This window comes from Cupriavidus sp. CPT47-8839-RL05A (assembly GCF_058792255.1).
In genome coordinates, this window is the sequence record NZ_JBYTEG010000015.1 from 1 (window position 1) to 12,678 (window position 12,678).

Consider the following 12,678-nt stretch of genomic DNA (forward strand, 5'->3'; position numbering starts at 1 on the left):
TGCAGCTTGAACTGCTCGGTGTACTTTGCCATGTAAAAACCCCAAAAAGTTGTCTCCAACTTCTGGGGGTCAGTTCATTGCGGGAGAGGGAGCACCCAAGCGGTCAAGAGCAAATCTCGGGTTTGTGGTCGGCAGCGCTGAAGTTTACCGACACCGTCAGCCCGCCTCCGGGCGTATCCGCAAGCTCGACCGCTGCACCATGCAGCCGCGCGATCTCGCGCACGATCGACAGCCCCAGCCCGGTCCCTTCCACGGACTGTCCGCTCTCGCCGCGATAGAAGCGCCGGAACACCGCATCGCGCTCTGCCGGCGCAATGCCGGGGCCGTTGTCGATCACCTGCAGCCGCGGCACGCCGCCGTGCAGCGCCACGCGCACCGTGACCACCGCACCACGCCCCGCATAGCGGATCGCGTTGTCGATCAGGTTGCCCGTCAGCTCCTGCAGCAGCTCGGCCTGCCCGGAGACCTCCACCGGCCCTAACTGCTCGAAGCCCAGGTCGACCTCGCTGCCACGCGCCACCGGCGCCCAGTCCAGTGCCACGCCTTGCGCCAGCGCATCGAGCCGCAGCGGCCTGAGCGTGGGCATGTAGCCCGCATCAGGCTCCAGCCGCGACAGCGACAGCAGCTGCTGCACACCCTTGGAGGCATGGCGCACGGTGCCGTGCAGCAGCCGCATATGCTCGCGCACGCGTTCGCCGTCGCGCTCGCGCAGCGCCAGCTCGGACTGCGCCTGGATGATCGCCAGCGGCGTCTTGAGCTGGTGCGCGGCATCGGCAAAGAAGCGCTTGCGCGCCTGCACCATGCCGTGGAGCCGGTCCATGTACTGGTTCAGCGCCTGCACCAGCGGCTTCATCTCGGCGGGCAGGTCCTTCTGCTCGATCGGGTCGAGCTGCGTGCCGCGCCGTGCCACTGTGTCGGAGAGCCGGTTCAGCGGCCGCAGCCCGCGCCGCACGCCGAGCCAGACGATGCCCAGCGCCAGCGTCACCAGCATCAGCTCCTGCAGCAGCGAGCCGATCAGGATGTCGCGCGCCAGCAGCTGGCGCGGCTCGATGGTTTCGCCCACCAGCACCCACACCAGGCGCGTGCGCGCCGAGCCCACGTCGTGCACCGGCAGCGCCTGGGCCGCCATGCGCACCGGGTGCTCGCGGAAGACAGTGTCGTAGAACTCGGTGCGGTACAGCCGCAGCGGCGCCTCGGCCGGCATCGGCAGGTCGTCGTAGCCGGTCACGGTGGCGCCGTCCTCGTCGCGGATGCGGTAGAAGATGCGCGGGCCGGCCTGGTCGTCGAAGAGTTCCAGCGCCAGGTTTGGCACGTCGACCTGGAGCCGCCCCTCGCGCAGGCGGATGCCTTCGCGCATTGCGCGCAGCGACGCCTCCAGCGTGCGGTCGAAAGCGATATGCGCGGCCGACATGGCGCGCTCATAGGTCAGCCACGCATCGAAGGCGAGCAGGGCCATCAGCGGCAACAGCAGCCATAGCGACAGCTGCAGGCGCAGGCTGGGCGCCTGTCGTGGGAGCCTCATGCCGCCGGCCGCGCTTCGAGCAGGTAGCCCAGCCCGCGCAGTGTGACGATGGCCACGCCGCTGCCGTCGAGCTTCTTGCGCAGCCGGTGCACGTAGATCTCGATCGCATCCGGGTTGACCGATTCGTCGATGCCGAAGATCTTCTCCGACAGCGCCGCCTTGTTCACCGCGCGCCCATCGCGCAGCAGCAGCACCTCCAGCACGGCGCGTTCGCGCCCGGTCAGCGGCAGCAGCTCGCCGTGCAGCAGGACCGCACGGCTGACGCTGTCGTAGTGCAGCGGGCCGCAGGCGATCTGCGTGCTCTCATGCCCGTGGGCACGGCGGATCAGCGCGCGGGCGCGCGCTTCCAGTTCGGACAGGTCGAAGGGCTTGGCCAGGTAGTCGTCGGCGCCCAGGTCCAGGCCGCGCACGCGGTCTTCGACCGAGCCGTGCGCGGTCAGGATCAGCACCGGCAGCGGGTTGCGGCGCTGGCGCAGGCGGCGCAGCACTTCCAGGCCATCCAGTCCGGGCAGGCTCAGGTCCAGGATCAGCAGTGCGTAGTCCTGCGTGCTGAGCAGGTTGTCGGCGCTGCGGCCGTCGTGCATGCAGTCGACCGTGAAGCCGGCCTGGCCCAGGGCCTGGCTCAGGGAATTGGCCAGCATCACATTGTCTTCGGCAAGCAGGATACGCATGGGGCAGGGCAGTCAGGCGGCAATACGGAAAACCGGCCGGAACGGCCGAGGCCAGACAGATACAGGGAAGTGCGCCGGCTTAGAAGCTAGGGGAAACCCCCAATCCCGCAGCGGCGCCGTGCCCGCGAAAAGCCCGCATTCCGAAAGCGAACTGAAAGTGCGCGTCCCCTACCATCCGGCCGGCTAACGATTCACACAACAAGCACAAGCAAGGAGATAGCATGAAGCGTACGGCAATGGCATTCGCAGCGATGGGTCTGGCTGCGGCCGGGTCGGCATCCGCCCAATCGAGCGTGACCATGTATGGCCTAGTGGACGCCGGCATCGAATTTGTCAGCCACGCGGGCCCGGACGGCTCGGCGGTCAAGCTGACCTCGGGCGGCAAGAACACCTCGCGCTGGGGCATCCGCGGCAGCGAGGACCTGGGCGGCGGCCTGAAGGCGATCTTCGCCCTGGAAAGCGGCATTGCCATCGATACCGGCAGGCTGGACACCGACAACACGCTGTTCGACCGCCGTGCCACGGTGGGCCTGGCAAGCCGCTACGGCCAGGTGGTGCTGGGCCGCACCTTCACCACGACCTACGACTTCATGCTGCCGTTCGACCCGATGGGCTACGCGCCGGCCTATTCGTGGGCCACCTCGTCGACCGCCACCGGCGGCCGCAAGGACGGCCTGTTCTCGCGCGCCTCGAACGCGGTCCGCTACGACGGCAGCTTCGGCGGCCTGAAGCTGGGCGCGACCGTGGCCATGGGCGAAGTGGCGGGGGACTTCAAGAGCTCCTCCAAATACGCGCTGGGGGTGGGCTACAGCGCCGGCAAGTTTGCCGCGGCCGCCACCTGGGACCGCCAGAACGGCGCCGGCAGCAGCACCACGCCGGCCGACAGCACCGACTACATCCAGGGCATCCATGCCGGCGCCAGCTATGACTTCGGCGGCCTGAAGCTGTTTGCCGGCTACCGCAACTACAAGCGCACCTTCACCACCGGCGCGGCGACGGACCGCAGCGACATGTACTGGGGCGGCGCCAGCTATGACTTCACGCCGGCCTTCACGCTGTACGGCGCGGTCTACAAGCAGAACATCAAGGGCGGCAACAACGCCGACCCGATCCTGTTCTCACTGCGCGGCCAGTACGCGCTGTCCAAGCGCACGCTGGCCTACCTGTCGGTGGGCTATGCCGATGCGCGCAACGGGCAGAACGTCAGCGTCTCGCGCGACCTGATCGGGTTCGCCAACAACCAGACCGGCGTCATGGCCGGCCTGCAGCACCGCTTCTGAGGAAGGGGCGGCCTGAATGGCCGGAATGGCCTCATCGGCCTGTTGGGAACTGCCCGCCGCCTGGCGCATGGGTGTGCGCCATCGAGGGCGGCTGGCAGCTTGAGGCGCGTTGCCTCAGCCGGGCGCAGGGCGTAGCCGCACGCCTTGCGTCCTTCTTTTACCGGCGGGCAGGGCGCGCCGCCGGCGTGCGTGCCGCTCAGGGCACGATCACGATCTTGCCGGTGACCTTGCGCGCTTCCATGTCCTTGAGCGCCTGCGGAGCCTGCTCCAGCGGATAGCGCGCCGAGATATGCGGGCGGATCTTGCCTTCCTTCATCCAGCCCAGCATCTGCGCCATATTGGCCTGGTTGGCCTTGGGCTCGCGCCGCACGAAGTCGCCCCAGAACACGCCCACCAGCGAGGCGCCCTTGAGCAGCGCCAGGTTCAGCGGCAGCTTGGGGATCTCGCCGTTGGCAAAACCCACCACCAGGTAGCGGCCACGCCAGCCGATCGAACGGAAGGCCGGTTCGGCATAGATGCCGCCCACCGGGTCGTAGATCACGTCCGGACCCTTGCCGTCGGTCAGCGCCTTGATGCGTTCGCGCAGGTCCTCGGTGCTGTAGTTGATCAGCGCGTCGGCGCCGTGTTCCTTGCACACCGCCAGCTTCTCGTCGGTCGAGGCGGCGGCGATCACGCGCGCGCCAATGGCCTTGCCGATCTCGATCGCCGCCAGGCCCACGCCGCCGGCCGCGCCCAGCACCAGCATGGTCTGGCCGGCCTTCAGCTCGCCCCGGTCGATGACCGCGTGGTGCGAGGTGCCGTAGGTCAGCGTGAACGCCGCCGCGGTCTCGAAATCGATGCCGGGCGGCATCGGCACCACCGACGCCGCCGGCGCCTTGGCCTGGCTGGCGAACGCGCCGTTGCCCAGGTAGGCGATCACCTTGTCGCCGGGCTTGACGTGGGTGACGCCTTCGCCGACCGCATTGACCACGCCGGCCAGCTCCGAGCCCGGGCTGAACGGCAGGGCAGGCTTGGCCTGGTATTTGTTCTGGATGATGAGCACATCCGGGAAGTTGACGGCGGCCGCCTTGACGTCGATGACCACTTCGCCCTTGGCCGGTACCAGGTCGGGCAGGGTTTCGATGGTCAGCGAATCGGGCGGGCCCCAGGCTTTGCACAGTACGGCTTTCATCTTGTCTCCGGTGATGTTGGTGGCATTTCACGCCAGTCAAGCTTATGCGGGCGGGCAGGGCAAGTGTAGCGTAGAAATAGCACGGTCGTTCTGTTCCATGTCCAAGCTATGGAGGTGGTTATTTGCGGCCTGCATACAGCGCCAGAAACGTGCTTTCAGGGCGGCGCACGGGCCGCTTGCGCGCGCGCGCTCAGGTACAATCGCGCCATGCATATCCTTCTCGCCAACGACGACGGTTATCTCGCGCCGGGACTGGCCGTTTTGCATGCCGCGCTCGCGCCGCTGGGCCGGATCACGGTCATCGCGCCGGAGCAGAACCATAGCGGTGCCTCCAACTCCCTGACCCTGCAGCGGCCGCTGTCGATCTACGAAGCGCGCGAAGGCGTGCAAAAAGGTTTTCGCTTCGTCAACGGAACGCCGACCGACTGCGTGCATATCGCGCTGACGGGCCTGCTGGAAGAGAAACCCGACCTGGTGGTGTCCGGCATCAACCAGGGACAGAACATGGGCGAAGACGTGCTGTACTCCGGCACCGTCGCCGCCGCCATCGAGGGCTACCTGCTGGGCATTCCGTCGGTCGCCTTCTCGCAGGTGGACAAGGGCTGGGAGCACCTGGACGCCGCGGCACGCGTTGCGCGCACCGTGGTGGAGCGCATCATCGGCACGCCGCCGGCCGAGCCGTTCCTGCTCAACGTCAATATCCCGAACCTGCCGTTCGAACATATCAAGGGCTACCGCGCCACGCGCCTGGGCAAGCGCCATCCGTCGCAGCCGGTGATCACGCAGGTCAATCCGCGCGGCGACACCAACTACTGGATCGGCCCGGCGGGCGATGCGCGCGATGCCAGCGAGGGTACCGATTTCCATGCAGCTGCGGCGGGCTATGTCTCGCTCACGCCGTTGCAGCTCGACCTGACGCACCGCGGGCAGCTCGACGCGCTCGACCAGTGGTTGAAGTAGGCCACCGATCCGCAGTGTCGCGCCCCCGATGAGCACCACGCCCCCTCGCAGCAAGTTTCCGCTGCCGCTCGATGCGGTAGTCGAGCGCAAGCCCGCACCGGCCCGCACCGCCGGCATGCCTGCCGTGGGCACGCCGCGGCCGGCCGCGCCCACACCCGCGCCAGCCAAGCCGGCCAAGCCGCGCCTGCCGCGCACCGCCGCACCGGCGCCCGCGCCGGTGCCTGCAAGCGCGGTCGAGCAACGCGCCTCGGCGGCCACCGCGGGCGGTGGCGGCATGGCCTCGGCGCGCGCGCGCGTGGCGCTGGCGGCGCGGCTGCGTGCCGCGGGCATCCGCGACGAGCGCGTGCTGTCGGCCATTGCCACCGTGCCGCGCCACCTGTTCGTCGAGCCGGGGCTGGCATCGCAGGCGTATGAGGACGCCGCGCTGCCGATCGGCCACCAGCAGACCATTTCCAAGCCGTCGGTGGTGGCGCGCATGATCGAGCTGCTGCGCGAGGGCCTGGCCGCCGACGCGCCGCTGGAGCGCGTGCTCGAGATCGGCACCGGCTGCGGCTACCAGGCCGCGGTGCTGAGCCAGGTCGCGCGCGAAGTCTTCTCGATCGAGCGCATCCGCCCGCTGCACGAGCAGGCCAAGGCCAACCTGCGGCCGCTGCGCGTGCCCAACCTGCGCCTGCACTACGGTGACGGCATGCTGGGGCTGCCCCAGGCGGCGCCGTTTTCGGCCATCATCCTGGCCGCGGCCGGCATGGAGGTGCCCGAGGCGCTGCTGGAGCAGCTGGCCATCGGCGGGCGCCTGATCGCCCCGGTGGCGGTGATGCCGCCGGCGGGCGTGCCGGGCCAGACCGTCACGCAGCAGCTGTTGCTGATCGAGCGGCGCAACCGCCATCGCTTTCACAGAACCGCGCTTGAAGCCGTTTTCTTTGTGCCCTTAAAATCGGGCACCATCTGAGTCGAACTATGCACAACATCGTGAAATCGCAATATTTCGCACGCGCCGGACAACTTTTTGCGGCCTCGGCGCTGACGGCCCTGCTGGCCGCCTGCGCCAATTCGCCGATGCCGGCACCCGTGGTTGACCGTACCTCCACTTCCGGTACCACGGCCGCGACGCTGGAACCGGCGCCCCCCGGATACTATCGGGTCAAGCGAGGCGATACTCTTTACCGTATCGCGCTGGAGAACGGCCAGTCGTATCGCGATGTGGCAACGTGGAACAACCTGACCAATGTGAACCAGATCGAGGTCGGCCAGCTGCTGCGCATCGTGCCGCCGGGTGCCGACGTCAACACTGCGCCCGGCGTGGCCACCATGCCAGTGGCGCCGGGCACGGTGCAGGCGCAGCCGATCGACCAGGCCCGCCCGGCCGCCACGCCGGTGCCGCCGGCTGCGGCCGCTTCGGCGCCTGCGGCAACGCCCGCCGCGCCCGCCGCGGCCGCGGCGCCGGTCGCCGATGGCTCGATGAAGCTGGCCTGGCCGGCAACCGGCCAGACGGTCGGGAAATTCGACGACAAGGGTAATAAAGGCATCGATATTGCGGGCAAGAAGGGCGATGCGGTGCTGGCTGCGGACGATGGTCGGGTGATTCACGTTGGCCCCTTGCGCGGCTACGGGAATCTTGTCATCATCAAACACAACGAGACATTTCTTACTGCTTACGGGCACAACGACAAGGTGCTCGTGGCTGAGCAATCCGCGGTCCGAAAAGGCCAGAAGATTGCGGAGATGGGCAACAGCGATACCGACCGGGTAAAGCTTCACTTCGAAGTCCGCAAGAACGGAAAACCGGTTGATCCGATGCGGTACCTGCCGCCACAGTGAGGGTTCATGCCACGCCAGAAAACTGTCTCCTCCGGAACCGTAAGCAGGGCTCGCCGTCCCAAGCAGCCGGAAGTGAAGGCTGGTGTGGCACATCCCGACGCGCGCGCCGATGCTGAAGGCTTCGAGCCTGATCTCGCCGCCGAACTGATTCCCGTGACCGACGAGCCCATCGCCACGTCCACTTCGGTGGGCCTGCGCGAGGCCGACCTGCTTGCCGACGACAGTGAGCGCATCGTGCGCGACGACGATGAGGACGAGTCGGAAGACGAGGAAGAAGAGAGCGCGGAAAATGGCACCGACAGTGCCGCCCCCGAGCATGATGATTTCCGCACCGTGCTGCATACCGAGCTGGCTGCGGACACCGTCCAGCACTACCTGAACCGCATCAGCATCAAGCCGCTCCTGTCGGCCCCGGAAGAACTGCATTTTTCCACGCTGGCCAAGGACGGCGACTTTGCCGCACGCCAGGTCATGATCGAGCGCAACCTGCGGCTGGTGGTCAGCATCGCCAAGGGCTACCTCAATCGTGGCGTGCCGCTGCTCGACCTGATCGAGGAAGGCAACCTGGGCCTGATGCACGCGATTGAAAAATTCGATCCGTCGCGCGGTTTCCGCTTCTCGACGTACGCGACCTGGTGGATCCGCCAGAGCATCGAGCGCGCCATCATGAACCAGGCGCGCACGGTCCGCCTGCCGGTCCACGTGATCCGCGAACTCAACCAGGTGCTGCGCGCCAAGCGCCATCTGGAGAAGGGCGGCACCGACGGGCGCGACGCCAGCCTTGAAGACATCGCCCACCTGCTGGGCAAGACGCCGGACGAAGTGCAGGACGTCCTGGCACTCAACGAACATACCACCTCGCTCGATACGCCGTTCGATCTCGATCCCGGCTCGAGCCTCCTGGATTTCCTCTCCGACGAGCACAACGCCGCCCCCGACCAGGAGGTGGCGCACCGCGAGCTGGAAGGGCTGATGAAGCTCTGGCTGGCGCGCCTGTCGGAAAAGCATCGCTATGTGGTGGAGCGCCGCTTCGGCCTCAACCATATCGAGCCCGCCACGCTGGAAGAGCTGGCCGAGGAAATGGGCCTCACGCGCGAGCGCGTGCGCCAGATCCAGCAGGAGGCGCTGGTCAAGCTCAAGCGGCATTTCGCTTCGCAAGGTGTCAGGAAGGACGCTGTTCTATGACCCCTGTGCTGGTATTCGACATCGAGACCATTCCCGATGTTGCCGGCCTGCGCCGTTTGCATGACCATCCCGATGCGATGAGCGACGCCGAAGTCGCCGAGCATGCGTTTGCCGCCCGCCGCGAAAAGACCGGCAGCGATTTTCTCCCGCACTACCTGCAGCGCATCGCCGCGATTTCCTGCGTGCTGCGCCGCACGCACCGCGACGGCTCGGCGGTGTTCCACGTCGGCTCACTGGGCACGCCGGAAGACGGCGAGGCCACGCTGATCCAGAAGTTCTATGAACTGATCGCGCGCTACAGCCCGCAACTGGTTTCATGGAACGGCGGCGGCTTCGACCTGCCGGTGCTGCATTATCGCGGCCTGGTCAACGGCGTCACCGCGCCGCGTTACTGGGAGATGGGAGAGGGCCGCGACGACGACAGCCGCGACTTCAAGTGGAACAACTACATCAGCCGCTACCACATGCGGCACCTGGACCTGATGGACCTGCTGGCCATGTACCAGCCCCGCGCCAGCGCGCCGCTGGATGACCTGGCCAAGCTGTGCGGCTTCCCGGGCAAGATGGGGATGGACGGCAGCAAGGTCTGGCAGGCGTTCCAGGCCGGCCAGCTCGACGAGATCCGCGCCTATTGCGAGACCGACGTCGTCAACACCTACCTGATGTACTGCCGCTTCCAGCTGATGCGCGGCGGCATGTCGCCGCGCGAGTTCGACGTCGAGATGGAGTTCGTCCAGGAGTCATTGGCCGAGCTGCCCGGCGAGCAGTGGATGGAATACCTGCAGGCATTCAGGCTGCAGCGCCTCACGCCCGAAGCCGAAGACCTAGACTGAGCACGGCGGCGACGCGCCGCCGACACGAATTCACAGATCCAGCGACAGCAGGATCGGCTGGTGGTCCGAGTTGGCCGTATCGGCATCGACCTCGCAGCGCCGGATCCGCCCGGCGAGATTCTCCGTCACGAACATGAAATCGCAGGCGAACGGCGCCTCCGGCCATTGCTCCTTGTCATACAGGGCGCAGGTCGGCGCATGCGGCTGGCCTGGGTGTGTGTGCAGCCAGGCATCGCGCCAGGGCGGCGTGGCGTCGTCAAAGGGCTCGAGCACACGGCGGTAGGCAATATCGTCAGGCTTGCTGTTGAAGTCGCCGCACAGGACAGCCTCGGCCGGGCGCGGCTCCGGCGTGAACGGACCCGGCCATTTCTCGCTGCGGCCGGGGCGGCGCGCATGGTCGCAGGCTTCGGCGTGCCAGGTGCGCAAGGCTTCGGCTTGCGCGGCGCGCTGGTGTGATGAGTAATACTCCAGGTGCGTGCAGATCACGCGCAGCCGCCGGGTGCCGACTTCGACCGTGGCTTCCAGCGCCACGCGCGGCATCGACGCCACCTGCGGGTCCGCCGGCCAGGGCAGGGCGTGGTGGAAGACTTCGCGCACCGGCAGGCGCGTGGCGATCAGGTTGCCGAATTGCTTGCGCCCTCCGGTGGCGGTGCGCCGGTCGACACCAGGCGCGTAGAGCAGGTGGTAGCCGGGCAGCAGGGCGGTCAACTCCGCCACCTGGTCTTCCCCCGGGCTGCCGCGCAGTTCGCCGAAGCCGCGGGTGACCTCCTGCAGGCAGATGACGTCGGCATCGGCAATGCCGCGCAGGGTGTCGACCTGGCGGCCCAGGTCGACATGCCCGTCGGCGCCGCGACCCCATTGGATATTCCAGGAAATCAGTTCCATTTGCCGTCTCCGTCACGTCGCCGGGAAGCAGCCGCCGGTGCCGGCCCGGTCTGGCATACAATCCCGCTTTCACAAAACAATACGTCAGGTTTCGTCTGGTGTCCCAAGCCGTGTCCTCCCCACAAGAAACGCCGGCAGCCCCGGCCGCTGTTGCCGCTCAAGGTGCTGCTCCCGTCGCAAAAGAGTCCCGTGTCCGCGCCGACGCTGGCGCCCCCGCGGCCGATCCCGTGGTGTCGATCGACAGCCTCGACATGGAGGCCCGCGGCGTTGGCCGCCTGGTGAATGAGGACGGCACGCCCGGCAAGGTGATCTTCGTCGAAGGCGCGCTGCCCGGCGAGACCGTCAGCTACCGCAGCTTTCGCCGCAAGCCCAGCTACGAGCAGGCCCACCTGGTCGAGGTCCGGCAGGAATCGGTGATGCGCGTGAAGCCCGGCTGCCAGCATTTCGGGGTCTGCGGCGGGTGCTCGATGCAGCATCTCGATTCGCGCGCCCAGCTGGCAATCAAGCAGCGCGTGCTGGAAGACAACCTGTGGCACCTGTCCAAGGTGAAGCCCGATGTGGTGTTCCGCCCCATCGCCGGGCCGGACTGGGGTTATCGCTACCGCGCGCGGCTGACTGTGCGCCATGTGGCCAAGAAGGGTGGGGTGCTGGTTGGCTTCCATGAGCGCAAGAGCAGCTATGTGGCCGACATGACCCGTTGCGAGATCCTGCCGCCGCATGTGTCGGCCATGCTGGTGCCGCTGCGCGAGCTGGTTGGCGGCCTGTCGATCCGCGACCGCATGCCGCAGATCGAGCTGGCCGTGGGGCAGGAAGTCACCGCGCTGGTGCTGCGCATCCTGGAGCCGCTGACCGATGCCGACAAGGACCTGCTGCGCGCCTTCGCCGACCAGCACAAGGTGCAGTTCTGGCTGCAGCCCAAGGGCCCGGATACGGTTTATCCGTTCTATCCGGCCGATGCCGAGCTGGCCTATACGCTGCCGGAATTCGGCATCCGCATGCCGTTCAAGCCGACCGATTTCACCCAGGTGAACCACCAGATCAACCGCGTGCTGATCGGCCGCGCGCTGCGTTTGCTGGACGCGCAGCCGCAGGACCGCCTGCTCGACCTGTTCTGCGGCATCGGCAACTTCACGCTGCCGCTGGCCACGCAGGGCAAGTCGGTGATGGGCATCGAAGGCAGCGAGGCGCTGACCACGCGAGCGCTGGCCAACGCCGAATACAACGGGCTGGCGGCCAGGACCGAGTTTGCCTGCCGCAACCTGTTCGAGGTCACGGCCGAGGACATTGCCGCGCTGGGCCGCTTCGACCGCTGGCTGGTCGATCCGCCGCGCGAAGGCGCGCTGGCGGTATGCAAGGCGCTGGGCGAACTGGCGCAGCAGGGTAGCGACGTGCTGCCGCAGCGCATCGTCTACGTATCGTGCAGCCCAGCCACGCTGGCGCGCGACGCCGGCCTGCTGGTGCACGAGGCGGGCTACCGGCTCGCCGGCGCGGGCGTGGTCAACATGTTCCCGCACACCTCGCACGTGGAGTCGATCGCGGTGTTCGATCGCGGCTGATCGCGCAAGTCGCACCAAAGAAAAAACCGGCCATCAGGCCGGTTTTTTCATGCTGCAGGGGAGGTTGCCGTCACTCGCGGCTGCCGCCGAAGATGCCCAGCAGCGCCAGCAGGTTGACGAAGACGTTGTACACGTCCAGGTAGATTGCCAGCGTGGCGGTGATGTAGTTGGTCTCGCCGCCATTCACCACGCGCTGCACATCGAACAGGATGTACGCCGAGAAGATACCGATGGCGATCACCGACACCGTGATCATCAGCGAGGGCAGCTGCAGCCAGATATTGGCGACGCTGGCCAGGATCAGCAGGATCACGCCGACGAACAGGAACTTGCCCAGGCCGGAGAAATCACGCTTGCTGACCGTGGCGATGGTCGCCATTGCGCCGAATACCGCCGCCGTGCCGCCAAAGGCATACATGATCAGCGCCGGCCCGTTGGAGAACTGCAGCGTCACGCCGATCAGCCGCGACAGCATCAGCCCCATGAAGAACGTGAAGGCCAGCAACAGGACCACGCCCATGCTGCTGTTCTTGGTCTTCTCGATACCGTAGAAGAACCCGAACGCGATGCCCAGGAACAGGATCAGCGACAGGAAGGGGTTGCCCGCCATGAAGCTGAAGCCTGTGGCCACGCCGATCCACGCACCGAGCACGGTGGGGATCATCGAGAGGGCCAGCAGCCAGTAAGTGTTGCGCAAGACCCGGTTGCGAACGACGACGTCAGTGACGGTCGACGCACTGTTGCCGAAACCGTAGGTGTTCAGCTTGTTATCCATGGTGACTCCTGTCTCAAAACGG

General features: G+C 67.1%; 12 protein-coding genes. 7 read left to right on the plus strand and 5 right to left on the minus strand.

Annotated elements, in window-relative coordinates; all coding sequences use genetic code 11:
- Positions 1–103: 103 nt before the first annotated feature.
- Both AC3WVS_RS18865 and AC3WVS_RS18870 read right to left on the minus strand, forming a co-directional pair.
- Positions 104–1,522, minus strand: coding sequence for a sensor histidine kinase (locus AC3WVS_RS18865; protein ID WP_492319874.1), 1,419 nt, complete (start codon positions 1,520–1,522; stop codon positions 104–106).
- Complete coding sequence (locus AC3WVS_RS18870; RefSeq protein ID WP_492319875.1) at positions 1,519–2,193, minus strand: response regulator; 675 nt, start codon at positions 2,191–2,193, stop codon at positions 1,519–1,521. The genes AC3WVS_RS18865 and AC3WVS_RS18870 overlap by 4 nt, the downstream gene beginning before the upstream one ends.
- Before the next feature lie 221 nt (positions 2,194–2,414).
- Here AC3WVS_RS18870 and AC3WVS_RS18875 point away from each other — a divergent pair, with 221 nt between their 5' ends.
- On the plus strand, positions 2,415–3,473 hold the full coding sequence (locus tag AC3WVS_RS18875; RefSeq protein ID WP_492319876.1) for a porin: 1,059 nt from the start codon (positions 2,415–2,417) through the stop codon (positions 3,471–3,473).
- Between the two features lie 196 nt (positions 3,474–3,669).
- Here the strand turns inward: AC3WVS_RS18875 and AC3WVS_RS18880 are convergent, their stop codons facing one another.
- Complete coding sequence (locus AC3WVS_RS18880; protein ID WP_010814246.1) at positions 3,670–4,644, minus strand: NADPH:quinone oxidoreductase family protein; 975 nt, start codon at positions 4,642–4,644, stop codon at positions 3,670–3,672.
- Between the two features lie 207 nt (positions 4,645–4,851).
- On the opposite strand from AC3WVS_RS18880, the gene surE reads away from it, so the two are divergent.
- From surE to AC3WVS_RS18905, 5 genes are read left to right on the plus strand one after another with little or no spacing between them, the layout of a single operon-like run.
- Positions 4,852–5,604, plus strand: coding sequence for a 5'/3'-nucleotidase SurE (gene surE / locus AC3WVS_RS18885; protein WP_010814245.1), 753 nt, complete (start codon positions 4,852–4,854; stop codon positions 5,602–5,604).
- Positions 5,605–5,632: 28 nt separating this feature from the next.
- Positions 5,633–6,553, plus strand: coding sequence for a protein-L-isoaspartate(D-aspartate) O-methyltransferase (locus AC3WVS_RS18890; protein ID WP_492319877.1), 921 nt, complete (start codon positions 5,633–5,635; stop codon positions 6,551–6,553).
- An 8-nt stretch (positions 6,554–6,561) separates the two neighbouring features.
- Positions 6,562–7,422, plus strand: a complete 861-nt coding sequence (locus AC3WVS_RS18895) for a peptidoglycan DD-metalloendopeptidase family protein (RefSeq protein WP_010809416.1) — start codon at positions 6,562–6,564, stop codon at positions 7,420–7,422.
- A gap of 6 nt (positions 7,423–7,428) precedes the next feature.
- Positions 7,429–8,607 carry an RNA polymerase sigma factor RpoS gene (gene rpoS, locus AC3WVS_RS18900; RefSeq protein ID WP_011615628.1) on the plus strand — a complete coding sequence of 393 codons (1,179 nt, stop codon included), beginning with the start codon at positions 7,429–7,431 and terminating at the stop codon, positions 8,605–8,607.
- Positions 8,604–9,440: a 3'-5' exonuclease gene (locus AC3WVS_RS18905; protein WP_492319878.1), complete on the plus strand. Its 837-nt coding sequence runs from the start codon at positions 8,604–8,606 to the stop codon at positions 9,438–9,440. Before rpoS ends, AC3WVS_RS18905 begins: the two co-directional genes overlap by 4 nt.
- A gap of 30 nt (positions 9,441–9,470) precedes the next feature.
- Here the strand turns inward: AC3WVS_RS18905 and AC3WVS_RS18910 are convergent, their stop codons facing one another.
- Complete coding sequence (locus AC3WVS_RS18910) at positions 9,471–10,325, minus strand: endonuclease/exonuclease/phosphatase family protein (RefSeq protein WP_492319879.1); 855 nt, start codon at positions 10,323–10,325, stop codon at positions 9,471–9,473.
- A gap of 251 nt (positions 10,326–10,576) precedes the next feature.
- Between AC3WVS_RS18910 and rlmD the strand changes: the two genes are divergently transcribed.
- On the plus strand, positions 10,577–11,881 hold the full coding sequence (gene rlmD / locus AC3WVS_RS18915; protein ID WP_492319990.1) for a 23S rRNA (uracil(1939)-C(5))-methyltransferase RlmD: 1,305 nt from the start codon (positions 10,577–10,579) through the stop codon (positions 11,879–11,881).
- Positions 11,882–11,951: 70 nt separating this feature from the next.
- On the opposite strand, the gene AC3WVS_RS18920 is transcribed toward rlmD, so the two are convergent.
- Positions 11,952–12,656, minus strand: a complete 705-nt coding sequence (locus AC3WVS_RS18920) for a Bax inhibitor-1/YccA family protein (protein ID WP_010809421.1) — start codon at positions 12,654–12,656, stop codon at positions 11,952–11,954.
- Between the last annotated feature and the right edge of the window lie 22 nt (positions 12,657–12,678).

Excerpts from the sequence above, each read along its gene's own strand:
- AC3WVS_RS18865 (WP_492319874.1), bottom strand. The coding sequence starts at position 1,522 with ATGAGGCTCCCACGACAGGCGCCCAGCCTGCGCCTGCAGCTGTCGCTA.
- AC3WVS_RS18870 (WP_492319875.1), bottom strand. The coding sequence starts at position 2,193 with ATGCGTATCCTGCTTGCCGAAGACAATGTGATGCTGGCCAATTCCCTG.
- AC3WVS_RS18875 (WP_492319876.1), top strand. The coding sequence starts at position 2,415 with ATGAAGCGTACGGCAATGGCATTCGCAGCGATGGGTCTGGCTGCGGCC.
- AC3WVS_RS18880 (WP_010814246.1), bottom strand. The coding sequence starts at position 4,644 with ATGAAAGCCGTACTGTGCAAAGCCTGGGGCCCGCCCGATTCGCTGACC.
- surE (WP_010814245.1), top strand. The coding sequence starts at position 4,852 with ATGCATATCCTTCTCGCCAACGACGACGGTTATCTCGCGCCGGGACTG.
- AC3WVS_RS18890 (WP_492319877.1), top strand. The coding sequence starts at position 5,633 with ATGAGCACCACGCCCCCTCGCAGCAAGTTTCCGCTGCCGCTCGATGCG.
- AC3WVS_RS18895 (WP_010809416.1), top strand. The coding sequence starts at position 6,562 with ATGCACAACATCGTGAAATCGCAATATTTCGCACGCGCCGGACAACTT.
- rpoS (WP_011615628.1), top strand. The coding sequence starts at position 7,429 with ATGCCACGCCAGAAAACTGTCTCCTCCGGAACCGTAAGCAGGGCTCGC.
- AC3WVS_RS18905 (WP_492319878.1), top strand. The coding sequence starts at position 8,604 with ATGACCCCTGTGCTGGTATTCGACATCGAGACCATTCCCGATGTTGCC.
- AC3WVS_RS18910 (WP_492319879.1), bottom strand. The coding sequence starts at position 10,325 with ATGGAACTGATTTCCTGGAATATCCAATGGGGTCGCGGCGCCGACGGG.
- rlmD (WP_492319990.1), top strand. The coding sequence starts at position 10,577 with ATGGAGGCCCGCGGCGTTGGCCGCCTGGTGAATGAGGACGGCACGCCC.
- AC3WVS_RS18920 (WP_010809421.1), bottom strand. The coding sequence starts at position 12,656 with ATGGATAACAAGCTGAACACCTACGGTTTCGGCAACAGTGCGTCGACC.